Origin of the sequence: Pseudomonas sp. NY5710, from assembly GCF_013305665.1 — a bacterium.
Taxonomy (GTDB): Bacteria; Pseudomonadota; Gammaproteobacteria; order Pseudomonadales; family Pseudomonadaceae; genus Aquipseudomonas; species Aquipseudomonas juntendi.
On sequence record NZ_CP045554.1, the window covers coordinates 563,529 to 585,595 of the forward strand.

The following is a 22,067-nucleotide window of genomic DNA, read 5'->3' on the forward strand; positions in this document are numbered from 1 at the left end:
CATGCCCGCTCCCACAGCTACATCACAGCCTTCAGCGCTGCGCAATACCTGTGGGAGCGGGCGTGCCCGCGAATTGGGCCTGTCAGGCCGGCTCGGCTTCCAGCGCCACCATCGCCTCCCGGTACCGCGCCAGCTCTTCGATGGTCAGCACCGGCAAATTGTACTGCCGCGCGTACACCGCCACCTGTTCGCCACGGGCCATGGTCCCGTCGGGGTTCATCAGTTCGCAAAGCACTGCCGCCGGGCGCAGGCCGGAAAGGCGGGCCAGGTCTACCGAACCTTCGGTATGCCCCCGGCGGGCCAGCACGCCGCCATTGCGCGCACGCAGCGGGAATACATGCCCCGGGCTGACGATATGACGCTGTTCGGCGCTGGAACGCAGTGCCGCAGCAATGGTAGTGAGGCGGTCCTGGGCAGAAACCCCGGTGGTGATCCCTTCGGCCGCCTCGATGGTGACGGTGAAGCCGGTGCCATGGCGGGCCTGGTTGTTCTGCACCATGGGCGCCAACTGCAACGCGTCGACGGTGGCTTCGTCCAGGCACAGGCAGACGATACCGCTGCAATCGCGAATCATCATGGCCATGGTTTGCAGCGTAATGTTTTCGGCGGCGGCAATGATGTCCGCCTCGTCTTCGCGGTCGTCATCGTCCAGCAACAGGACCGGGCGCCCAGCCTTGAAGGCGGCGATGGCAGCGGAAACATTGGGGTAGTGCGCGTGGTGCTGGGTGGACATGAAACGCTCCTCGTGAATGATCGATGAACGTCTCGGGGCGAACAAAATGCGCGCGCAGGGGCGCCCGGATGGCCCCTGCCTGACGCCTTCTTTCATCCGGACTATGACCGTCGGCTCTGGAGTTGCACCAGATCTGCTGACCCCCGGCATGGCCGGGGCGCTCGCGGGCTCATCTTTCGATTTACCGCCGGTGGGGACTTTCACCCCGCCCTGAAGACCGCCACAGCATACCGCACGTGGGCACCCCGCTGGCAAGCCGCGGCTCTACGACCTTGGGCGATAGCGTGGGGGGCAGGCGAGCATGTGGGGCATTAAAAAGCCGGCTTGTGGCCGGCTTCTCGGGGACGCTTCCGACTAATTTATGGTAAGCCGCAATCGCCTTAACTGTGTGGCCATCAAAGGCCTGGAAGAGATGGCAGACACCCGTGTGAGATGTCGCCGAGCCCTCTGGACTGCGGCTTGCGCCGGTCGGGGCTGAATGTGCGGCGTAGCATACAAGGGCACGCTCTGGATGCCCAGCAAAAAATGGCACAGGGTGTTTCAACCGGGCCGCTGCTGGCGAAAGTACGACCAGTGGAACACCCAGCCAAGCACTTCCAGGCCCTGCGCCTGGCGCTGTGCCGGGGTGTAGCGCTCAACCGCATAGTTGCGCCGGTCATGGCTGTGCAGGTACAGCGTGCCATGTTGGCCGAGGCTGAGGGTATTCACCCTCAGCGCGCCGTTGTGCAGCAAGGCGTAGGTTTCGCCCTCGAACACCTGGGTCATGCTCACGTCGATCACCAGCACCGCCTCCTGCGGGATCAGCGGCAGCATGTTGCTGTCAGGCATCGTCAAGCTGATTGCATCGTCGGCCCTAACCCCCAACCCCTGCAGCGCTTTTGCCGGCAGGCGCAGGTGTTTGCTGGCGACTGGGCTGAGCAGGCCGTCATGCAGTTCGTAGTACGGCACCTTGACCAGCCGGCCATGGTCCACCAGCAGCGGGGACGGCGGGGGCGTGTGCAACTTTCGCGGCCGGGCGTTGCGCAGGATCGGGCTGGGGTGCTTGGGCCCTTCGCCCGTGTGCAGCCAGCGGCGATGCACACAGAACAGGTCGGCCATTTCGTCCAGCCGTGCCAAGGGCACGCCGCGCTTGACCCAATTGTTGACGTGCTGCGGCGTGACGCCGCGTTGGGCAGCGAAATCGGAAGGGGTAAGGCCGCATTCGTGCAGCAGGGCCCTGAGGCGGTCACCGGAGGTCTTCATGCCAGCGAGTGTAGCGGCGCGGTGCCAGCAAGGATATCAACTTGATGTTGACTGGACTTGTATGAAAAGTGGTTAGTTGTAGGGCACAGCTGTAGGGCTGTGTAGGAGTATTCGCCGAGTACAGCGATTGGCCATAAAAAAACCCCGCCATGGCGGGGTTCTTCCTGCAACCGGTATCAGCCCTTGTAGGCAGCGACCGATTTGGTGATCGCGGCACGGGCAGCGTCAGCGCCTTCCCAGCCTTCGATCTTGACCCACTTGCCCTTCTCGAGGTCTTTGTAGTTGGCAAAGAAGTGCTCGATCTGCTGAATCAGCAGGGCTGGCAGGTCGGTGTATTCCTTCACGTCGACGTACAGCTGCGACAGCTTGTCGTGAGGAACCGCGATGACCTTGGCGTCGCCGCCGCCGTCGTCGGTCATGTTCAGTACGCCAACCGGGCGGGCGCGGATAACCGAGCCTGGGGCGACCGGGTACGGGGTAACGACCAGCACGTCGAGCGGATCACCGTCGTCCGCCAGGGTGTTCGGGATGAAGCCGTAGTTGGCTGGATAGAACATCGGGGTAGCCATGAAACGGTCGACGAACAGCGTGTCGCTGTCCTTGTCGATCTCGTATTTGATCGGCGCGTGGTTGGCCGGGATCTCGATGGCGACGTAGATGTCGTTCGGCAGGTCTTTGCCCGCCGGAATCTTGCTGTAGCTCATTGGGCAGTGCCCCCGTGTTTGACCAAAAAAGTGGCGGCGATTATAGGCACATTCTGCCAGGGCATGCCACGCCTGGCCTGATGTGCGGCCGCGTCAGGCGTGGCTTTCGCGGTAGTCGGGGTGCTCGGCCTGAAGCCGGCGCAGGCGCGCCAGCGGGTCTTGCCGGTAGAACAGCGCCAACTGCTGATAGACCAATGGATAGGCCTGATGGAGCAGGTCGGGGGCACTAAAGAAGTATTCGCTGGTGACGGCAAAAAACTCGGCGGGGTTCTCTGCCGCATAGGGGTCGATGGCGGTTTCGGCGTCGGGGTTGGCATCGAGCTGGCGGTTGAGGTCGTCGTAGGCCTGCTGCATGGCGGTGGCCCACTCGGCCACCGGCATGTCGCTGTGCAGCGGCGGCAGGCCGTTGGCATCGCCATTGAGCATGTCGAGCTTGTGCGCCAGTTCGTGGATGACCAGGTTGTAGGCCTCCCAGCCGCCGCTGGCCAGTACGCCGTTCCAGGCCAGGATGATCGGGCCCTGCTGCCAGGCCTCGCCACTGTGCTCGCCGTCCCACACGTGCTCCACGCCACTGGCATCGCGGTGGCGCTGCGGGCTCTTGAAGTCGTCGGGGTAGAGGACGATTTCGTGAAAGCCCTGGTACCAGTTCAGTTCGCCCAGGTGCAGCAGTGGCAGTTGCGCCTGGGCGGCGAGCAGCAGCCGCTGCTGGTCGCCCAGTTCAACGCCCGGCAGGCACGTCAGGTGCTTGTCGAGCAGGAACAGGATGCAGGCTTCGCGCAGCCAGTGGTCTTCTTCGTCGGTGATGCCGTCCAGCATCGGCAGGCACTCGCGTACGGCCTGCCATTGCTGTGGCGTGATCGGGTAGCGTGCCAAAGCACGCTTGCGCCGCCAGGCGCGGAACGACCACATGCTGGCCGGTCAGTGCGCCTTGGCCGCGCGGCCCAGGCGGGTACGCAGCAGGCCGAGGATCATCGGTACCAACGACAGGATGATGATGCCCACGACCATCAGCGACAGGTGTTGCTTGATAAAAGGCACGTTACCGAAGAAGTAGCCCAAGGTGACCAGGCCACCTACCCACAGCAGCGAGCCGGCCACGCTGAAGCCCAGGAAGCGCGGGTAATGCATGTGGGCTATACCGGCCACGAACGGCGCGAAGGTGCGCAGAATGGGCAGGAAGCGCGCCATGGTCACGGTCTTGCCACCGTGGCGCTCATAGAAGTCGTGGGTGCGCTGCAGGTAATCGCGACGGAAGATCTTCGAATTGGGGTTGTTGAACAAACGTTCGCCCGCCGTGCGCCCGATCACGTAGTTGGTGCTGTCGCCCATGATTGCAGCAGCCATCAGCAGGCCGGCCAGCAATACCGGGTCCATGCCACCGCCTGCGGCAACGGCGCCGGCGATGAACAGCAACGAATCGCCCGGCAGGAAGGGCATCACCACCAGCCCGGTTTCGCAGAAGATCACGGTAAACAGGATGGCGTAGATCCAGGGGCCGTAATTGGTGACCAGCAAATCGAGGTAGGCATCGAGATGCAGGATAAGGTCGAGCGGGTTGAAATCCATGTACAGCACCTGTGTTCTTGGGCGTAGGCTCGGTTTACCGGCGGATGGGTAAATTTTCACACATGACAGGCGGGCCATTATACGGCTAAGTGACGATCATGCCCGGGGAGTTTGTAGCGGGGGGTTACTGCACGCGGTAGTGCCGTATCCGACCCTGGGCGAGCTTGCCCGCGCAGGGGCGGACGCAGGTCAATCCGGGATGATTGGCAGGATGTAGCTCTTGAACTCGGTATCTTCACGAAAACCGATGGATTCGTAGGTCTTGTGCGCCGTGTCATTGTTGCTGCTTGTGGACACGCGCATGCGCACGGCGTTGGTTTCCTTGGCCATTTTCTTCGCTTCGCGCATCAGGTGGTCTGCTACCAGCATGCGCCGGGAGTCTTCGGCCACATAGATATCGTTGAGAATCCATACCCGCTTCAGCGACAGCGACGAATAGCTCGGGTACAGCTGGCAGAAGCCCAGCAGCTTGTTGTCGTCATCATCCGGGAGCGCCAGGTAGATCACCGATTCGTCCTGCTGCAGGCGTTTTTCCAGGAAGCTGCGCGAGCTGTCGGGATAGGGCAATTGCCCATAGAATTCACGGTATTTGACGAACATAGGCGTCAACAGGTCGAGGTGTTCCAGTGTTGCCTTGATGATGCGCATGTGCGGCCCTCAGAGTCCATTAGGGAAAACAGCGGATTGCCAGCAGCTTCGAGGGCATGCTGCCCCAAGCCCGGCCCGCGGCGCAATCCGCTTTGCATGACAGGGTGTTCAGCCCTCGCCAAGCAGAAAGTTGCCTCGCTGCGCGGGGCCATGTTCGCTGTCGATGCTATGGACCTCGGCTTCGTCCTTCAGATTCACCCCGGACAGCTGGCGCCGACAGGCTTCACGCATCAGGTACAGCAGGCGGTGTGCGGCCATGCCATAACTCAAGCCCTCCAGGCGTACGTTGGAAATGCAGTTGCGGTAGGCATCGGTCAGGCCGACCTTTGGCGCATAGGTGAAATACAGCCCCAGGCTGTCGGGCGAACTGAGCCCGGGCCGCTCGCCGATCAGCATCACTGTCATGCGCGCGCCCAGCAGTTCACCCACCTCATCGGCCACTGCCACGCGGCCCTGCTGCACCAGCACCACCGGTGCGCTGGTCCAGCCGTCGGCGGCGGCCTGCTCCTCGAACCGGCTCAGCAACGGCAGGGTATGCCGGTGCACGGCAAGCGCCGACAGGCCATCGGCAACCACGATGGCCAGGTCGACCCCACCTGGGTTGGCCTGGGCGTGCTGGCGCAGGGTGGCGACCGATGCTTCGTTCAGGCGCCGGCCCAGGTCGGGCCGTTGCAGATATTCGTGGCGGTCGCTGGCGGCGCTGTGCAGCACCAGGCTTTCCCGGCCGCGTTCAGCCAACTGGGTAGCCAGGCCAGCGTGGTCGAACGCCAGGTGCACGGCATCACGGGCCTGGGCATGGGCGAACTGGAAGTCCAGTTGCGCCCCGGTCGGCAGGCTGGTACCGCTGCGGCCCAGGGCGATACGCGCCGGGGTCAGCGTGCGCAGGGCCAGCCAAGGGTTTTCAGGGGTAGGGGTGCGATGGTCCATGGTGATCCCTATGCAAGCTGTGCCAAGGCCTGGCGGAACGCCGGCGGCAGGTTGTCACCGAAGCGCACCCGGCCATCGGCCTGGGTGAAGATGCCGGTGCGGGCCAGCCATGCCTCGAATTCCGGCCCAGGCTTCAGGCCCAGGGTCTGGCGCGCGTAGAGCGCGTCGTGGAACGAGGTAGTCTGGTAGTTGAGCATGATGTCGTCGGAACCGGGGATACCCATGATGAAGTTGATCCCGGCCACCCCCAGCAGGGTCAGCAGGGTGTCCATGTCGTCCTGGTCGGCCTCGGCGTGGTTGGTGTAGCAGATGTCGCAGCCCATCGGCACGCCCAGCAACTTGCCGCAGAAGTGGTCTTCGAGCCCGGCGCGGATGATCTGCTTGCCGTTGTACAGGTACTCCGGGCCAATGAAACCGACCACGGTGTTGACCAGGAACGGCTTGAAGTGGCGGGCCACGGCATAGGCGCGGGTTTCGCAGGTTTGCTGGTCGACCCCGTGGTGGGCATTGGCCGACAGCGCACTGCCCTGGCCGGTTTCGAAGTACATCAGGTTCTGCCCCAGGGTGCCGCGCTTGAGCGAAAGGCCGGCCTCGTAACCCTCCTGCAGTACATTCAGGTTGATGCCGAAGCCGGCATTGGCCGCTTCGGTACCTGCGATGGACTGGAACACCAGGTCCAGCGGCACGCCGCGGTTGATCGCTTCGATGGAGGTGGTGACGTGGGTCAGCACGCAGGACTGGGTGGGTATGTCGTAGCGCTGGATGATGGCATCGAGCATTTCCAGCAGGGCGCAGATCGAGGCAATGCTGTCGGTTGCCGGGTTGATGCCGATCATGGCATCGCCGTTGCCGTACAGCAGGCCGTCGAGAATGCTGGCGGCAATGCCGGCCGGCTCGTCGGTCGGGTGGTTGGGCTGCAGGCGGGTCGACAGGCGCCCGCGCAGGCCCATGGTGCCGCGAAAACGGGTGACCACACGTATTTTTTGCGCCACCAGCACCAGGTCCTGCACGCGCATGATCTTCGATACCGCCGCCGCCATTTCCGGGGTCAGCCCCGGCGCCAGGGCGCGCAGGCTATCCTCGTTGGCCTCTTCACTCAGCAACCAGTCACGCAGGCCGCCGACGGTGAGGTGGCTGACCGGCGCAAATGCCTGGGCATCATGGCTGTCGATGATCAGCCGGGTGACCTCGTCGGCTTCGTAGGGGATCAGGGCTTCGTTGAGAAAATGCGTCAGCGGGATATTGGCCAAGGCCATCTGCGCGGCTACGCGCTCGCCGTCGTTGCTTGCCGCAATGCCTGCCAGGTAGTCCCCGGAGCGCGCCGGGCTGGCCTTGGCCATGACATCCTTGAGGCTGTCGAAGCGGTAGACCAGGTGGCCGACCGTGTGTACGAAACTTGCCATACAGAATCTCCAGAGCCGCGGGTTGCCCCGCGGCGGGTGGCGCCGGTCAGTTCAGAGCCTCTTCGGCCTGCTGGATCGCGGCGAATTCCTCTTCCGGGGTGCCCGCTACCAGGTGGTGGCGGCTGTAGAAAGCAAAGTAGGCAATTAATACCGCATAGATCACTGCGGCGCCAATCACCACGCGCGGGTCCACCAGGAAACCGGCGACCACGGCGATGCACGCCAGCACCAGGGCCAGGCCGGAGGTGAAGATGCCGCCAGGGGTACGGTAAGGGCGCTCCATCTTCGGCCGGCGGATGCGCAGGGTGATATGCGCGGCCATCATCAGCACGTACGACAGCGTGGCGCCGAACACCGCCACCAGGATCAGCAGGTCGCCCTGGCCAGTCAGCGACAGCGCAAAACCGATGATGCCAGGAATGACCAGGGCCATGACCGGCGCCTTGCTCTTGTTGGTTTCCGACAGTTTGCGCGGCAGGTAGCCGGCGCGGGACAGGGCGAAAATCTGCCGCGAATAGGCATAGATGATCGAGAAGAAGCTGGCGATCAGCCCGGCCAGGCCGACCAGGTTGACGAAGCTGCCCATCCAGGTAGCGCCGCCGTAGGCTTTGGCCAATGCTTCGACCAGAGGGTTGCCGGAAGCTTTCAGCGCCTCGGAACCCGCGCCGCCAGGGCCGACCACCAGGATCAGCAGGGCAAAGGCCAGCAGCACCAGCATGGCGCCGATCAGGCCGCGTGGCAGGTCACGTTTGGGGTTCTTGGTTTCTTCGGCGGCCAGCGGCACGCCTTCGACGGCGAGGAAGAACCAGATGGCATACGGGATCGCCGCCCATACCCCGACATAGCCGAACGGCAGGAAGCTGCTGGCGCCGACGGCGTCCGTCTTGGCGATGTCGAACAGGTTGGCTGCATCAAAATGGGGCACCATGGCCACCAGGAACACCGCCAGGGCAATGGCGGCGATGGCCGTGATGATGAACATCAACTTCAGTGCTTCGCCCACCCCGAAGATGTGGATGCCGATGAACACCACGTAGAACGCCAGGTAGATCATCCAGCCGCCAATGCCGAACAACGACTGGCAGTAGGCGCCGATGAAGGTCGCGATGGCGGCGGGGGCGATCGCGTATTCAATGAGGATCGCCGTGCCGGTAAGGAAACCGCCCCAGGGGCCGAAGGCGCTACGGGCAAAGCCGTAGCCACCGCCAGCGGTCGGGATCATTGAGGAAAGCTCGGCCAGCGAGAAGCACATGCACAAGTACATGGTGGCCATCAGCAGGGTCGCGAGGAACATGCCGCCCCAGCCACCCTGGGCCAGGCCGAAGTTCCAGCCCGCGTAGTCGCCGGAAATGACATAGGCCACCCCCAGGCCGACCAGCAGCACCCAGCCGGCCGCGCCTTTTTTCAATTCACGTTGCTGGAAATAGTCCGAACCGACCTTCTCGAAGTCGACGGAAGAGCCTGCCGGCGAGCCGGCGGATTGATCGCTTGGCATAGTTTCACCTGTTGTTTTTCTTGGTGGGCGGAAGGGTTCCGCGCCGATGGTGATGGGTACTGCAGGAAGCGAGCCAGGGAGCTGCAAGACTGAAGCTGCAAGCTGCAAGCTGCAAGAGAAAAGCGAGTCGGCGGGCGATTCGCTTTATTCTTGCGGCTTGAAGCTTGAAGCTTGAAGCTTGAAGCTTGCAGCTAGTTGCTTAGAAGAAGCCCAGCGGATTGATGTCGTAGCTCACCAGCAGGTTCTTGGTCTGCTGGTAGTGGTCGAGCATCATCTTGTGGGTTTCACGCCCAACCCCGGACTTCTTGTAGCCACCGAACGCGGCATGCGCCGGGTACAGGTGGTAGCAATTGGTCCATACACGGCCAGCCTTGATCCCGCGGCCCATGCGGTAAGCGCGGTTGATGTCGCGGGTCCACACGCCGGCGCCCAGGCCGAACTCGGTGTCGTTGGCAATCGCCAGCGCTTCGGCTTCGTCCTTGAAGGTGGTGACGCTGACCACCGGGCCGAAGATTTCCTCCTGGAACACGCGCATGCGGTTGTTGCCCTTGAGCAGGGTCGGCTGGATGTAGTAACCGGTGGCCAGCGAGCCTTCGAGTTTTTCAACCTTGCCACCGGTCAGCAGCTCGGCACCTTCCTGCTGGGCGATCTCGAGGTACGAGAGGATCTTCTCGAACTGCTGCTGCGAAGCCTGTGCGCCAACCATGGTGTCAGTGTCCAGAGGGTCGCCGCGCTTGATCTGCAGCACCTTCTTCATCACCACTTCCATGAACTGCGGGTAGATCGACTCCTGCACCAGCGCCCGCGATGGGCAGGTGCACACTTCGCCCTGGTTGAAGAAAGCCAGCACCATGCCTTCGGCCGCTTTCTCGATGAAGCTCGGCTCGGCTTGCATGATGTCTTCGAAGTACACGTTCGGCGACTTGCCGCCCAGTTCCACGGTAGACGGGATGATGTTTTCGGCCGCGCATTTCATGATGTGCGAGCCAACCGGGGTAGAGCCGGTGAAGGCGATCTTGGCGATGCGCTTGCTGGTCGCCAGCGCTTCACCTGCTTCGCGGCCAAAGCCCTGCACCACGTTGAGCACGCCTTTGGGCAGCAGGTCACCGATCACTTCCAGCAGCACGGTGATGCCCAGCGGGGTCTGTTCGGCCGGTTTGAGCACCACGCAGTTGCCAGCGGCCAGGGCCGGTGCAAGCTTCCAGGCGGCCATCAGGATAGGGAAGTTCCACGGAATGATCTGCCCGACCACGCCCAGCGGTTCGTGGATGTGGTAGGCCACGGTGCCTTCGTTGATCTCGGCGGCGCCACCTTCTTGTGCACGAATGCAGCCCGCGAAATAGCGGAAGTGATCGACCGCCAGTGGAATGTCGGCATTCAGGGTTTCGCGGATCGGTTTGCCGTTGTCCCAGGTTTCGGTAATGGCCAGCAGCTCGAGGTTCTGCTCGATGCGGTCGGCGATTTTCAACAGCACATTGGAACGATCCTGCACCGAGGTGCGGCCCCAGGCGTCGGCGGCAGCGTGGGCAGCGTCCAGTGCCTTGTCGATGTCTTCGGCAGTGGAGCGGGGGAATTCGGCAATCGGTTGGCCGTTCACCGGGGACGTGTTGGTGAAGTATTCACCCTTTACCGGAGGAACGAACTCACCACCGATGTAGTTACCGTAGCGGTTCTTGAAGGAAACCTTCGCGCCTTCGGTACCGGGATGTGCGTAACGCATGGTGTGTCTCCTGGCTATTGTGTTTGTTAGGGAGTAAAAAGCGTAGAGCAAAGGTTGGGCCAGCGTGCGCGGCACCCGTAAAATCAATGGCTTGGGCGGGTGTGGCGGACACGTGGCAGCCAGCCTGTGCCGGTTACGGTACGCCTGGGGGTGACATTTTGTGCCGTTCACGACACGTCACCCGTGGGTGCATTGCAATGCCTTCGCCGGTGGAGGATGCTGGTGGCACGCTCTATCTGCGGAGAACTACAACAATGCAGAGCAATCACTTCAGCCGCCATGCCCGGCAGGTCCACAGTGTGGCCCATGGTGGTGCTGGCGAGGGCGTCAGCGACCCCTCCATTGCCCGCTCGTGGCTGCGTTGCCTGGAGGACTACCACCTCGACCCAACGGTGATCGAGGCGCCGGTGGTGCTCGAGCACGGGCGCTTGCTGGAAAGCCGCGAGCGCTTGCGCCAGGTGCTGCAGATCGCCGACCACGAAATGAACAGCCTGCACCAGCAACTCTCCGGGGCCGGCCATGCGGTGTTGCTGACCGATGCCCGCGGGGTGATCCTCAATTGCGTCAGCGCGGCCAGCGAGCGGCGCAGCTTCGAGCATGCCGGGCTGTGGCTGGGCGCCGACTGGAGCGAGGCGCGTGAAGGCACCAATGGCATCGGCACCTGCCTGGTCGAGCGCCAGGCGCTGACCATCCACCAGAACGAGCACTTCCGCGGCCGCCACACCGGGCTGACGTGCTCGGCCAGCCCGGTGTTCGACCCCCATGGCGAGTTGCTGGCAGTGCTCGACGTATCCTCGGCACGCCCCGACGTTTCGCGGCAAAGCCAGTTCCATACCATGGCCTTGGTCAACCTGTCGGCCAAGATGATCGAAAGCTGCTACTTCCTGCGCCATTTCGAGCAGCAGTGGCTGCTGCGTTTTCACCTGCAGGCCGAGTCGGTCGGCCTGTTCAGCGAGGGCCTGCTGGCTTTCGACGGTGATGGCCGGATCTGCGCGGCCAACCAGAGCGCCCTGAACCTGCTGGGCAGCGTACGCAGTGGTGTGCTGGGCCAGCCGTTGGAGCGGTTTTTTGCCTGCAGCCACGATGAGCTGTTCGGCCGCGCCACGCCCGGTGGCAGCACGGCCTGGCCGCTGCGCACCCTGGACGGCCGCCAGGTGTTCGCCAGCCTGCGCGGGCAGGCGCGCGCGCCTGTATGGTCGGTGCCCCTTGCTCAACCGCGGCCCACGCGTGTTGCAGAGCCGCTGGTATGCCTGCTCGACCCGGCGTTGCAGAATGATTTCCGCCGCAGTGTGCGGGTGTTCGAGCGCGATGTGCCACTGCTGCTGCGCGGCGAGACCGGCTGCGGCAAAGAGGCCTTTGCCCAGGCCGTGCACCAGGCCAGTGAGCGCCGCAGCCAACCCTTCGTGGCCATCAACTGTGCCTCGATCCCTGAAAGCCTGATCGAGAGCGAGCTGTTCGGCTACCGCGGTGGCAGCTTCACCGGTGCCCGCAAGGAGGGCATGCGCGGCAAGCTGTTGCAGGCCGATGGTGGCACCTTGCTGTTGGACGAGATCGGTGACATGCCGCTGGCCCTGCAGACACGCTTGCTGCGCGTGCTGGAGGAGCGTCAGGTAGTGCCGATCGGCGGCGAGCCACAGGCAGTGGACGTGCGCATCGTCAGCGCCACCCACCGTGACCTGCTGCAGCGGGTCGAGCAGGGCAGTTTCCGTGAAGACCTGTATTACCGCCTCAATGGCCTGGAAGTGGCATTGCCGGCCGTACGCGAGCGCAGTGACAAGGCGCAGTTGCTGGACTTCCTGCTGCGCCAGGAGGCGCAGGGCCGACTGATCGACATCGAACCGAGGGCGCGCCAGGCGCTGCTGGACTTCGCCTGGCCGGGCAACGTGCGGCAGATGCGCAACGTGCTGCGTACCCTGGTGGCGCTTTGCGAAGGTGGCCGCATCACTTTCCCGGATCTCCCTGCCATTGTGCGCAGCAACACTGGGCCTGTGGGAGCGGGCGCGCCCGCGAGGCCGTCTGCCCAGCCGACACAAGGCGAGGGCGCTGCCCCCGTTCGCGGGCACGCCCGCTCCCACAGGTCCGACAATGAACCCGGTGGGGGTACCGAGGTGTTGCAGGACGCAGAACGGCAAGCGCTCATTGAGGTGCTGCAGGCAAAACACTGGCACCTCACCCGTGTCGCCGAACACTTGGGCATCAGCCGCAATACCTTGTATCGAAAACTGCGCAAACACGGCATCACCCGGGGCGACTGAGCGAAACAGCGGGTGCGATTTGTCGCGCCCTGGGCTACCCTGCCTCGATGTTTTGCGAGGTCGACCATGCATATTCACATTCTCGGTATTTGCGGCACTTTCATGGGCTCGCTGGCAGTGCTGGCCAAGGAGCTTGGCCATCGCGTGACCGGCTCGGACGCCAACGTCTACCCGCCGATGAGCACGCAGCTCGAAGCCCAGGGCATCGAGCTGACCCAAGGCTACGACCCGGCTCAACTGGAGCCGGCACCCGACCTGGTGGTGATCGGCAACGCCATGTCGCGCGGCAACCCGGCGGTTGAATACGTGCTGAACAAGGGCCTGCCCTATGTTTCCGGCCCGCAGTGGCTGGCCGACCACGTGCTGCAAGGCCGTTGGGTGCTGGCCGTGGCCGGTACCCACGGCAAGACCACTACCAGCAGCATGCTGGCCTGGGTGCTGGAGCACGCCGGCATGAGCCCGGGCTTCCTGATTGGCGGTGTACCACAGAACTTCTCGGTGTCGGCCCGCCTGGGGGCTACGCCGTTCTTCGTGGTCGAAGCCGACGAGTACGACAGTGCCTTCTTCGACAAGCGTTCAAAGTTCGTTCACTACCACCCGCGCACTGCGATCCTCAACAACCTTGAGTTCGATCACGCAGACATTTTCCCGGACCTGGCCTCGATCGAGCGGCAGTTCCACCATCTGGTGCGCACCATCCCCAGCGAAGGCCTGGTCATCCACCCGACCACCGAACAAGCGCTGGAGCGGGTCATCGGCATGGGCTGCTGGACCCCAGTACACACCACGGGTGAAGGTGGCCAGTGGCAGGCCCGCCTGCTCAGCGCCGATGGCTCGCGTTTTGAAGTGCTGTTCGAGGGCCAGGCGCAAGGCGTGGTGGACTGGGCGCTGACCGGTCAGCACAACGTCGCCAACGCCCTGGCTACCCTGGCAGCCGCTCGCCATGTAGGCGTGGTGCCGGCCATGGGCATCGAGGGCCTCTGCGCCTTCAAGAGCGTCAAGCGGCGCATGGAGAAGGTTGCCGAAGTACAGGGCGTGACCATCTACGATGACTTCGCTCACCATCCGACTGCCATCGCTACCACCCTCGACGGCCTGCGCAAGCGCGTTGGCGAGGCGTCGGTGATCGCGGTAATCGAACCGCGCTCCAACTCGATGAAGTTGGGTGCACACCGCGATGGCCTGCCAGAAAGCGTCAACGACGCCGACCAGGTGATCTGGTACGCGCCGGCCAACCTGGGCTGGGACCTCGCTGCTACTGCTGCGCAGTGCAAGGTACCGAGTGTGGTTGCCGAAAGCCTCGAAGCGATCATCGAACGCATCAAGGGCCAGGCCCGCCCGGGCACCCACGTGGTGATCATGAGCAACGGCGGCTTCGGCGGCCTGCATGGCAAGCTGGCCGAGGCGCTGAAGTGAACGGGCCGGAACGCGTTACCCTGGCCATGACGGGCGCTTCAGGCGCCCAGTACGGCCTGCGCCTGCTCGATTGCCTGGTGCGCGAGGACCGCGAGGTGCATTTTCTGATCTCCAAGGCGGCGCAACTGGTAATGGCCACCGAGACCGATGTGGTGCTGCCGGCCAAGCCCCAGGCGATGCAGGCCTTCCTCACCGAATACACCGGTGCTGCCGATGGGCAGATCCGCGTGTATGGCAAGGAAGACTGGATGTCGCCAGTGGCCTCGGGCTCGGGCGCTCCGGCAGCGATGGTGGTGGTGCCGTGTTCCACCGGCACCTTGTCGGCGATTGCCACCGGGGCCTGCAACAACCTGATCGAGCGCGCAGCCGACGTGACCCTCAAGGAGCGCCGCCAGTTGATTCTGGTGCCCCGCGAAGCGCCATTCTCCACCATTCACCTGGAGAACATGCTCAAGTTGTCGCAGATGGGCGCGGTGATTCTGCCTGCGGCGCCGGGCTTCTATCACCAGCCGCAAACCATCGACGACCTGGTCGACTTCGTTGTGGCGCGTGTTCTCAACCTGCTGAACATTCCCCAGGACATGCTGCCGCGTTGGGGCGAGCACCACTTCGGGGTGGATGATTGAAACGGGCGCTGGCCGGCTTGCTGGCGCTGGGGTTGCTGAGTGGTTGTGCCACGGTGCGCACGCTGGATGCCAACAAGCCAGGGGCGCCGGTGGTGTATGCCGGTACGCGTCTGGATCTGTATGTGATCAACGGTGGTTGCTGCCCGCAGGATCGGTTTGGGGCTCAAGCCCCGAGCTATCCGGGGCTGGACCTGCCAGGGAGCATGCTGCTTGATACCCTGTTGCTGCCGTTGTCCTTGCTGACTGCTGCCGGTGTAGGCTTCCAGGCCACAGGGGGGCTGTGATGGATTGCACGGTCCTGTGGGAGCGGCTTACTTCTTGCCCAGCTTGCGCAATTCATCCGACTCCACAATCCGCACCCCGTCTTCTTCTTCGAGGGCCAGGCGCCATAGCGCACGGGCCAGGGTGCAGGCCTCGATCCCCCGGTATTTCCCTGGAATCAGCCGGGACAACGGTGAAACCAACTGCTCTGCCAGCCGCGGCTTGATGCGCTCGCCCAGCAGCAGAGACGGCCGCACGATGGTCAGCTGCGGCCAATCCTGCGCTTTGAGCGCCTCTTCCATCTCGCCCTTCACCCGATTGTAGAAAATCGATGATTTCGGGTCGGCGCCCAAGGCACTGACCACCAGCAAATGCCGTGCGCCCATTTCCCGGGCCCGTTTGCTGAACGCCACCACCATGTCCAGGTCCACCGCGCGGAACGCCGACTCGGAGCCGGCCTGTTTGAGGGTAGTGCCCAGGCAGCAATAGGCAACGTCGACCCTGCCGGCCAGCTGCGGCAGGAACACTGCCGGGTCACCCACCGGGTTTTCCAGGTGCGGATGTTCGGCCAGCGGCCGGCGGGTGGGGGCCAGCACGCGGGTGATGGTGGGCTCGTTGAGCAGGCGGTCGAGCAGGTGTTCACCGGTGAGGCCGGTGGCACCGGCAAGCAGGACATGCTGAGGCGTCAAGTACATGATGTCTCTCCCTTGTTACACCCAAGTCTAGTGGTTGCCAGGTGTTTTTGCCTGTGCGCCCACCTTGGCCTGGGTCGTGTTGCGCAATGCTTCTTCGGCCTGTTGCCGGCGCAGCTGCTGCCAATGCTCAAGCACCGCCGGCGGCGCCCACAACTGAGGCTCAGAGGCTTCGAAACCTTCCCTTTGTTCCCTTTCGGCAACACTGCCGCGTGCCAGTTCAAACGCCTGTTTCAGGTCGTCGGTCTGGTTCAGGGCCTGGGCGAACAGGGCGTCGCCAAAGTAGGTGAAGTCGGCTTCCTCCGAGCAACCGAAGGAGACTCGGTCGGCGCGGGCGGCAGTCATGATCAGGGTACGCTCATCTTTCAGCGGGGCGATATACCCCCCTGAATAGCAGGCCGAGATGACAATGACCTTGTCGCGATCCTTCAGTGGCGCAAGGGCCGTCGCCAATTCGTCGGCGGACAAGTCGGCCAGTTGCAGGCGGGGTTGGTCGAGCACCAACTGGTGGTCTGCGCTGCCGTGGCTGGTGAGGTAGATGAACACCAGGTCTTCCGGGCCGCTGCGCTCGGCCAGGGTGCGGGCCGCGCGGGTGAGGTTCTCGCGGGTTGCCATGGGGCGGCTGGCCAGGTGGTCGCGGTGGTTGACCAGGGTCACTTGGCCGCGGGCGCCAAAGCGTACCTTGAGCATGGTGCTGACGTAGTCGGCTTCACGCAGGAACACACTCTGTTGGCCGTCACCGCCCACCACCAGGCTGTACAGCTGAATCGGCGGGGCCGAGCGCGGCACTGCGGCCAGCGCCTGTTGCAGTAGCCGGCCTTGGTTCAGCAGGGCCAGGTCAAGCGGGTCGGGCAGCAGCGTGCCATGCTGGTCGCGCACGCGCACACCGTTGGCCCACACGCCGCTTTCGACCTTGCCGTTGGGCAGGATCAGGCGCCCCTTGCCGTGGTAGGCATCGTTGAGGAAACCGCCTACGTACTGGCTACCGTCGGCCAGTTGCAAGCTGCCTTGGCCAGACAGCCGCCAGTCGGCGAACGTGCCTTTGTAATGGCTGCCGTCGCTGCCCAACAATTCACCTTCGCCGATCAGCGAGCCGTCCTTGAATTGGCCGATCCATACATCGCCATCGGCACTCTCGTAGCGGCCACGACCTTCAATACGGTTATCCTTGAACTCGCCGATGTACTGCTCGCCATCGACGCTGTCGTAGGTGCCGCTGCCTTGCAGTTGGCCATTGCTGAAATGGCCGCTGAACCGGTTACCGCTGGCGTCGCTGCGGACCCCGGCGCCGTTGGGCTTGCCCTTGGCGAACAGGCCCTGGTAGCGGCTGCCGTCGGCCAGCACCAGCTCGCCGGCGCCGTCGTACAGGTCGTCCTTGAATTGGCCGCGGTAGGTCTGGTCAGCTTGCTTGAGGGTGCCTTCGCCATCGCGGCGGCCGTGTTTGAAGGTGCCGGCATAATGGCTGCCCGGTGTGGTCAGGTCGCCCAGCCCCTCGAACAGCCCCGCGGCGAACTGGCCGCGGTACACCTCGCCGTTCTGGCCATGCCATTCGCCCTGGCCATGCCACTGGCCGTCCTTGAAGGTGCCGGCATACCAGCTGCCGTTGGGATAGTCGATCCGCCCTTCACCCTGCAGCAGGCCATCGACCACCTGGCCCCGGTAGCGGCCGCCGTCGGGCAGGCGGGCATCCGGCGGCAGCAACGATTCGCCATCGCCACAGGCGGCGAGCAGCAGGACCAGGGTAATGGGGAGCAGTGGACGCATGGCGAGAACCGGGCAATAGGTCTGCCGATTATGACGCAGATTGGGATCCTGAAACAGCGAGCGCCTGCGCTGACGCACATCCCCGTAGGAGCGGCCTTGTGTCGCGATGGGCCGCGCAGCGGCCCCACGATTCCAGCTTCGCCGCAGAAATCGCCGGGGCCGCTTCGCGCCCCATCGCGACACAAGGCCGCTCCTACAGGATGAGGTGCCGCTTGTGGGCCTATACCTGTCTTAAAAGCTGGCGCAACCCCTGTGGGAGCGGGCGTGCCCGCGAACACCGGCGAAGCCGGTGCCATCTACCGAGTCGTCGGCTTCGCGGGCACGCCCGCTCCCACAGGTTGAGGTGCAATCAATGCCCGCCTGGTGACACGATGATCTTCACGTTTTCCTCCTTGTTGTTCACCAGCTCCTCAAACCCCAGCTCGACAATCTGCTCCAGCCCGATCCGCCCGGTTACCAGCGGGCGAATGTCCAGCCGCCCGTCTGCAATGAAGGCAATGACATCGGCAAATTCGCCGTTGTACGCCAAGGCCCCCAGCACCTGCTTCTCGGTGGATACCAGTTCGAAGAAGTTGAATTCGCTGGGCTCTTCAAAAATGCCTACCAGCACGCACTTGCCAGCCTTGCGGATGGTGTCGATGGCCAGCTTGGCCGTGTGCTTGTTGCCGATGCACTCGAAGCTCACATCCGCCCCCAGGCCGCCGGTAAGCGCGCGAATCTCTGCCAGGGCATCGCACTGGCTCGGGTCGAGCACCACGCTGGCGCCGACTTCCCTGGCCTTGGCCTTGCGCGCAGATGACATTTCCAGCGCAATTACCTGCGCCGCACCGGCTGCCTTGGCGCACATGATGGTGCACAGGCCGATGGTGCCGGCGCCCACCACCACCACGGTCTGGCCCAGCAAGCTGCCGGCCTTCTTCACCGCATGCATGCCCACCGCCAGCGGCTCGATCAGCGCGCCAGCCTCTGCCGGAAAGCCCTGCGGCAAGCGGTACAGCAGGTTTGCCGGCACATTGACCCACTCGGCGAAGGCGCCGTTATTCATCAGGCCGGTGAAGGCCAGGCGTTCACAGATGTTGTACAGGCCATGGGTACAGTAGTAGCAGGTGCCGCAATGCTGGCAGGCGTCTGCAGCCACCGGGTCGCCGACGGCAAAGCCTTCGACGCCTTCACCCAGTTTGGCGATCTGACCACAGAATTCGTGGCCGAGGATGCACTGGCCCTGGATGCCGGTCAGCGGGTGCGGCGCCTCGACCGGGATGAATACCGGGCCGGCGACGTATTCATGCAGGTCGGAGCCGCAGATGCCGCACCAGTCCACCTTGATCTGCACCCAGCCTGGCGCCGGGTCGGCTGGCAGGGGGACCTGTTCTACGCGAATGTCGTTGCGGCCATGCCATACGGCAGCGCGCATGTGGGTGTGGCTCAAGTCATTCATGGTTGTTCTCCAGGCTCACGGAGTGGGTTCAGTGCTTGCGCAGGAATGCGAGCAATTGCTGGTTGACCTGGTCGGCTGCCTCCATCTGCACCATATGGCCGGCCTCTGGAAGCATCAGTGTCTCAGCCTCCAACCCTTCGGCATGGCTGGCCGGGATGATTGCGTCCTTGCCGCCCCACACCACCAGTGCCGGGTGCTGCCCCAGCACGCCACGCAGGTCGTGGCGTTGGCGGTCGCCGTCGGCCAGTGCCGCAGCCAATTGCTGCAGGGCCTGGTCAACACCTTCCAGGCGCTTGAACCTGAGCATGTCTTCCAGCATCTGCCGGGTGACCAGCGCCGGGTCGGCGAACAGCTGCACCATCTGTGGCTTCAGGGCATTGCGGTTGGCTGCGCTGACGAAACCTTGCAGGTACTGCCCGTTGATCGCTTCGCCCAGGCCGGCACTGGCCACCAGGCTCAGGCTGGCCACCCGCTGCGGTGCCAGGCGCGCCACGTTCAGGCTGACTGCCCCACCCATCGAGTGCCCCGCCAGATGCGCCTTGGCAATGCCCAGGTGGTCAAGCAGGGCCAGCACGCTCTCGCTCAGTTCATCCAGATCGCCGCGCTGCAGGGCCTTGGCCGACTCGCCATGCCCCGGCAGATCAAGGGCGATCACCCGCCGCTCGGCCGCCAGCGCCGGGTGGTTGAACAGCCAGTTGTTGAGGTCGCCGCCAAAGCCGTGCACCAGCACCAACGGCGTGCCGCCTTCACCCAGCTCGAACCAGCGCAGCAGGCGGCCGCCCACTTCAGCCTTTTGCGGGGCCGGGCCCTGGGCCTGGTCGGCGCCGCCTTCGGCGACGAACTCGGCCTGGAAGCGCTGCACCACGGCATCGATCTCGGCCTCTTCGGCTTCGCCTTCCACGACCACGGCCAGCAGTGCGCCCACCGGCAGGGTTTCATCCGGCTTGGCCACCTGGCGGCGCAGCACGCCGCTGAACGGGGCCTCGACACTGCTGCTGATCTTGTCGGTCTCGACGTCCAGCACCTCGTCGCCCTTGGTGATCGGGTCGCCTTCCTGCTTGAGCCAGGTGTCTACCCGGCCCTCGGTCATCGACAGGCCCCACTTGGGCATGGTCAGGGTATGGATCTGGCTCATGCGGCACTCCTTGCAGCTTCGATCACTTTGCGCACGGCGGCCTCGATCTTCGCCGCGTCAGGGATGTACAGGTCTTCCAGGGCGTCGGAGAACGGCACCGGGGTGTGCGGTGCGGTGACCATCTCGATCGGGCCCTTGAGCGCAGCGAAAGCCTTCTGCGCCACCAGGGCACTGATATCGGTGGCCATCGAGCAGCGCGGGTTGGCTTCGTCGATGACTACCAGGCGGCCGGTTTTTTCCACGCTTTCCAGAATGCTGTCTTCGTCCAGCGGGCTGGTGGTGCGCAGGTCCAGTACTTCGCAGTCGATGCCCTGGCGGGCCAGGTTGTTGGCGGCCTCCAAGGCTACATGCACCATGCGCCCGTAGGTGACCAGGGTCACGTCGTCGCCATCACGCAGGAAGTTGGCTTCGCCGAAGGGTACCGTGTACACCTCTTCCGGCACTTCGCCCTGCATGCTGTAGAGCAGCTTGTGCTCGCAAAAGATCACCGGGTCGTTGTCACGGATCGCCTGAATCAGTAGCCCCTTGGCGTCGTATGGCGAGGAGGGGCACACCACCTTCAGGCCTGGAATGTGCGTCCACAGCGAGGTGAGCATTTGCGAATGCTGGGCCGCTGCACGCAGGCCTGCGCCGTACATGGTGCGCATCACCAGCGGGGTGACTGCCTTGCCGCCGAACATATAGCGAAACTTGGCAGCCTGGTTGAGTATCTGGTCCAGGCAGCAGCCGGCGAAGTCCACGAACATCAGCTCGCACACCGGGCGCAGGCCCTGGGTGGCGGCACCGACCGCTGCGCCGACGTAGCCGATTTCCGACAGGGGAGCGTCCAGTACTCGGCCCGGGAACTGGTGATACAGGCCCTTGGTCACGCCCAGCACGCCACCCCAGGCGTCTTCCTCACCGGGCGCCCCGGCACCGCCGGCAACGTCCTCGCCAATGATGAACACACTGTCGTCGCGGCGCATTTCCTGGGCCAGTGCTTCGTTGATGGCCTGCTGGTAGCTGATCTTTCTTGCCATGGTGGTTCTCCTGTTGTTCTTGTAATGCGCGGCTCAGGGGTAGGCGACGTAGACATCGCTGAGCAGGTCGGCGGGCAGTGGCTTGGGGTCGGACTTGGCGCGGCGCACAGCGTCTTCGATCAGGTCCTCGACGCGTGCGTCGATAGCGTCCAGCTGTTGGGCCGTGAGCAGGCCGGCGCGGGTGGTCTTGTTGCGGAACTGCATCAGGCAGTCGCGCGATTCGCGCAGGTTCTTGACTTCATCCGCCGCGCGGTAGGTTTGCGCGTCGCCCTCGAAATGGCCGTAGTAGCGGCTGAGCTTGACCTCGACCAGCGATGGGCCTTGCCCGGAACGGGCGCGTTCGATGGCCGCACCGGCGGCCTCGTACACGGCAAAGAAATCGAAGCCGTCGATGGTCACCCCGGGCATGCCGAAGCCGGCCGCGCGGTCGGCGATGTGGTCGCAGGCGACCGACCAGTTGGAGGCGGTGGCTTCGGCGTAGCCATTGTTCTCGGCGACGAAGATGCACGGCAGGTTCATGATCGACGCCATGTTCATGGCTTCGAATACCGCGCCTTCGTTGGAGGCCCCGTCGCCGAAGAACGCCACCGCCACGTCGTCGCGCCCCTTGAGCTTGGCCGCCAGTGCCGCGCCGGCCACCAGGGGGGCGCCGGCACCGACGATACCGTTGGCCCCGAGCATGCCTTTCTCCAGGTCGGCAATGTGCATCGAGCCGCCCTTGCCACCGCATACGCCGGTCTTCTTGCCGTAGATTTCGGCCATCATGCCGTACACATCCACGCCCTTGGCGATGCAATGGCCATGGCCGCGATGGGTCGAGGCGATGCAGTCGCTGTCGCGCAGGTGGGCCATGACCCCGGCAGCCGAGGCCTCTTCGCCGGCGTAGAGGTGCACGAAACCGGGGATTTCGCCAGTGGCGAATTCCACGTGCAGGCGTTCTTCAAACGCGCGGATGGTGCGCATCACTTCATAGGCATGCAGCAGTTGTTCGGTACTGAGTTGATTGGACATGTTGTTGTTCTC

The 22,067-nt window shown here is 64.1% G+C and carries 20 protein-coding genes and 1 riboswitch; of the genes, 4 read left to right on the forward strand and 16 right to left on the reverse strand.

Translation table 11 applies throughout. The features are described 5' to 3' along the window. Nucleotides 1–82: 82 nt before the first annotated feature. The 10 genes from ribB to exaC form a co-directional block, all read right to left on the reverse strand. Nucleotides 83–733, reverse strand: coding sequence for a 3,4-dihydroxy-2-butanone-4-phosphate synthase (gene ribB / locus GEV39_RS02590; protein ID WP_173887464.1), 651 nt, complete (start codon nt 731–733; stop codon nt 83–85). An 80-nt stretch (nt 734–813) separates the two neighbouring features. Further along, nucleotides 814–955, reverse strand: a riboswitch (FMN riboswitch). Nucleotides 956–1,273: 318 nt separating this feature from the next. After that, nucleotides 1,274–1,975, reverse strand: coding sequence for an XRE family transcriptional regulator (locus tag GEV39_RS02595; protein WP_173887465.1), 702 nt, complete (start codon nt 1,973–1,975; stop codon nt 1,274–1,276). 176 nt (nt 1,976–2,151) lie between these two features. Further along, entirely contained in the window at nt 2,152–2,679 is a 528-nt protein-coding gene (gene ppa / locus GEV39_RS02600) for an inorganic diphosphatase (RefSeq protein WP_003255365.1), read from the reverse strand. Between the two features lie 93 nt (nt 2,680–2,772). Continuing rightward, nucleotides 2,773–3,588 (reverse strand): M90 family metallopeptidase, encoded by an 816-nt coding sequence (locus tag GEV39_RS02605; protein ID WP_173887466.1) that lies wholly within the window; start codon nt 3,586–3,588, stop codon nt 2,773–2,775. Between the two features lie 9 nt (nt 3,589–3,597). After that, complete coding sequence (locus GEV39_RS02610; protein WP_009685738.1) at nt 3,598–4,245, reverse strand: DedA family protein; 648 nt, start codon at nt 4,243–4,245, stop codon at nt 3,598–3,600. Between the two features lie 189 nt (nt 4,246–4,434). Then, nucleotides 4,435–4,893 (reverse strand): GNAT family N-acetyltransferase, encoded by a 459-nt coding sequence (locus GEV39_RS02615; protein ID WP_173887467.1) that lies wholly within the window; start codon nt 4,891–4,893, stop codon nt 4,435–4,437. Between the two features lie 108 nt (nt 4,894–5,001). After that, complete coding sequence (eutC, locus tag GEV39_RS02620; protein WP_009685740.1) at nt 5,002–5,820, reverse strand: ethanolamine ammonia-lyase subunit EutC; 819 nt, start codon at nt 5,818–5,820, stop codon at nt 5,002–5,004. A gap of 8 nt (nt 5,821–5,828) precedes the next feature. Next, nucleotides 5,829–7,223 (reverse strand): ethanolamine ammonia-lyase subunit EutB, encoded by a 1,395-nt coding sequence (locus GEV39_RS02625; protein WP_173887468.1) that lies wholly within the window; start codon nt 7,221–7,223, stop codon nt 5,829–5,831. Nucleotides 7,224–7,269: 46 nt separating this feature from the next. Next, a complete protein-coding gene (gene eat / locus GEV39_RS02630) occupies nt 7,270–8,718 on the reverse strand; it encodes an ethanolamine permease (RefSeq protein ID WP_173887469.1) in 1,449 nt (482 codons plus the stop codon). A gap of 199 nt (nt 8,719–8,917) precedes the next feature. Next, on the reverse strand, nt 8,918–10,438 hold the full coding sequence (gene exaC / locus GEV39_RS02635; protein ID WP_173887470.1) for an acetaldehyde dehydrogenase ExaC: 1,521 nt from the start codon (nt 10,436–10,438) through the stop codon (nt 8,918–8,920). Nucleotides 10,439–10,692: 254 nt separating this feature from the next. Between exaC and GEV39_RS02640 the strand changes: the two genes are divergently transcribed. The 4 genes from GEV39_RS02640 (at nt 10,693) to GEV39_RS02655 (ending at nt 15,019) form a co-directional block, all read left to right on the forward strand. After that, complete coding sequence (locus GEV39_RS02640; protein WP_173887471.1) at nt 10,693–12,693, forward strand: sigma-54-dependent Fis family transcriptional regulator; 2,001 nt, start codon at nt 10,693–10,695, stop codon at nt 12,691–12,693. A gap of 66 nt (nt 12,694–12,759) precedes the next feature. Further along, nucleotides 12,760–14,109: a UDP-N-acetylmuramate:L-alanyl-gamma-D-glutamyl-meso-diaminopimelate ligase gene (gene mpl, locus GEV39_RS02645; RefSeq protein ID WP_173887472.1), complete on the forward strand. Its 1,350-nt coding sequence runs from the start codon at nt 12,760–12,762 to the stop codon at nt 14,107–14,109. Further along, the gene (ubiX, locus tag GEV39_RS02650) at nt 14,106–14,735 is read left to right on the forward strand and encodes a flavin prenyltransferase UbiX (RefSeq protein ID WP_173887473.1); all 630 of its coding nucleotides are present in this window, start codon (nt 14,106–14,108) and stop codon (nt 14,733–14,735) included. Before mpl ends, ubiX begins: the two co-directional genes overlap by 4 nt. After that, nucleotides 14,732–15,019: a YceK/YidQ family lipoprotein gene (locus GEV39_RS02655; protein WP_054904355.1), complete on the forward strand. Its 288-nt coding sequence runs from the start codon at nt 14,732–14,734 to the stop codon at nt 15,017–15,019. Before ubiX ends, GEV39_RS02655 begins: the two co-directional genes overlap by 4 nt. Before the next feature lie 27 nt (nt 15,020–15,046). Here GEV39_RS02655 and GEV39_RS02660 read toward each other — a convergent pair whose 3' ends face one another. The 6 genes from GEV39_RS02660 to GEV39_RS02685 all read right to left on the reverse strand — a co-directional run bounded on the left by GEV39_RS02660 (nt 15,047) and on the right by GEV39_RS02685 (nt 22,055). Next, a complete protein-coding gene (locus GEV39_RS02660) occupies nt 15,047–15,691 on the reverse strand; it encodes an oxidoreductase (RefSeq protein WP_009685749.1) in 645 nt (214 codons plus the stop codon). A 27-nt stretch (nt 15,692–15,718) separates the two neighbouring features. Then, nucleotides 15,719–17,452 (reverse strand): C13 family peptidase, encoded by a 1,734-nt coding sequence (locus GEV39_RS02665; RefSeq protein ID WP_173887474.1) that lies wholly within the window; start codon nt 17,450–17,452, stop codon nt 15,719–15,721. Nucleotides 17,453–17,801: 349 nt separating this feature from the next. Continuing rightward, nucleotides 17,802–18,866 carry a 2,3-butanediol dehydrogenase gene (locus GEV39_RS02670; RefSeq protein ID WP_223809663.1) on the reverse strand — a complete coding sequence of 355 codons (1,065 nt, stop codon included), beginning with the start codon at nt 18,864–18,866 and terminating at the stop codon, nt 17,802–17,804. 52 nt (nt 18,867–18,918) lie between these two features. Then, a complete protein-coding gene (locus GEV39_RS02675) occupies nt 18,919–20,025 on the reverse strand; it encodes an acetoin dehydrogenase dihydrolipoyllysine-residue acetyltransferase subunit (RefSeq protein ID WP_173887475.1) in 1,107 nt (368 codons plus the stop codon). Further along, nucleotides 20,022–21,044 (reverse strand): alpha-ketoacid dehydrogenase subunit beta, encoded by a 1,023-nt coding sequence (locus tag GEV39_RS02680; RefSeq protein WP_009685756.1) that lies wholly within the window; start codon nt 21,042–21,044, stop codon nt 20,022–20,024. Before GEV39_RS02680 ends, GEV39_RS02675 begins: the two co-directional genes overlap by 4 nt. 33 nt (nt 21,045–21,077) lie before the next feature. Next, nucleotides 21,078–22,055, reverse strand: a complete 978-nt coding sequence (locus tag GEV39_RS02685; RefSeq protein ID WP_029886938.1) for a thiamine pyrophosphate-dependent dehydrogenase E1 component subunit alpha — start codon at nt 22,053–22,055, stop codon at nt 21,078–21,080. Between the last annotated feature and the right edge of the window lie 12 nt (nt 22,056–22,067).

Excerpts from the sequence above, each read along its gene's own strand:
- ribB (WP_173887464.1), bottom strand. The coding sequence starts at position 733 with ATGTCCACCCAGCACCACGCGCACTACCCCAATGTTTCCGCTGCCATC.
- GEV39_RS02595 (WP_173887465.1), bottom strand. The coding sequence starts at position 1,975 with ATGAAGACCTCCGGTGACCGCCTCAGGGCCCTGCTGCACGAATGCGGC.
- ppa (WP_003255365.1), bottom strand. The coding sequence starts at position 2,679 with ATGAGCTACAGCAAGATTCCGGCGGGCAAAGACCTGCCGAACGACATC.
- GEV39_RS02605 (WP_173887466.1), bottom strand. The coding sequence starts at position 3,588 with ATGTGGTCGTTCCGCGCCTGGCGGCGCAAGCGTGCTTTGGCACGCTAC.
- GEV39_RS02610 (WP_009685738.1), bottom strand. The coding sequence starts at position 4,245 with ATGGATTTCAACCCGCTCGACCTTATCCTGCATCTCGATGCCTACCTC.
- GEV39_RS02615 (WP_173887467.1), bottom strand. The coding sequence starts at position 4,893 with ATGCGCATCATCAAGGCAACACTGGAACACCTCGACCTGTTGACGCCT.
- eutC (WP_009685740.1), bottom strand. The coding sequence starts at position 5,820 with ATGGACCATCGCACCCCTACCCCTGAAAACCCTTGGCTGGCCCTGCGC.
- GEV39_RS02625 (WP_173887468.1), bottom strand. The coding sequence starts at position 7,223 with ATGGCAAGTTTCGTACACACGGTCGGCCACCTGGTCTACCGCTTCGAC.
- eat (WP_173887469.1), bottom strand. The coding sequence starts at position 8,718 with ATGCCAAGCGATCAATCCGCCGGCTCGCCGGCAGGCTCTTCCGTCGAC.
- exaC (WP_173887470.1), bottom strand. The coding sequence starts at position 10,438 with ATGCGTTACGCACATCCCGGTACCGAAGGCGCGAAGGTTTCCTTCAAG.
- GEV39_RS02640 (WP_173887471.1), top strand. The coding sequence starts at position 10,693 with ATGCAGAGCAATCACTTCAGCCGCCATGCCCGGCAGGTCCACAGTGTG.
- mpl (WP_173887472.1), top strand. The coding sequence starts at position 12,760 with ATGCATATTCACATTCTCGGTATTTGCGGCACTTTCATGGGCTCGCTG.
- GEV39_RS02660 (WP_009685749.1), bottom strand. The coding sequence starts at position 15,691 with ATGTACTTGACGCCTCAGCATGTCCTGCTTGCCGGTGCCACCGGCCTC.
- GEV39_RS02665 (WP_173887474.1), bottom strand. The coding sequence starts at position 17,452 with ATGCGTCCACTGCTCCCCATTACCCTGGTCCTGCTGCTCGCCGCCTGT.
- GEV39_RS02670 (WP_223809663.1), bottom strand. The coding sequence starts at position 18,866 with ATGCGCGCTGCCGTATGGCATGGCCGCAACGACATTCGCGTAGAACAG.
- GEV39_RS02675 (WP_173887475.1), bottom strand. The coding sequence starts at position 20,025 with ATGAGCCAGATCCATACCCTGACCATGCCCAAGTGGGGCCTGTCGATG.
- GEV39_RS02680 (WP_009685756.1), bottom strand. The coding sequence starts at position 21,044 with ATGGCAAGAAAGATCAGCTACCAGCAGGCCATCAACGAAGCACTGGCC.
- GEV39_RS02685 (WP_029886938.1), bottom strand. The coding sequence starts at position 22,055 with ATGTCCAATCAACTCAGTACCGAACAACTGCTGCATGCCTATGAAGTG.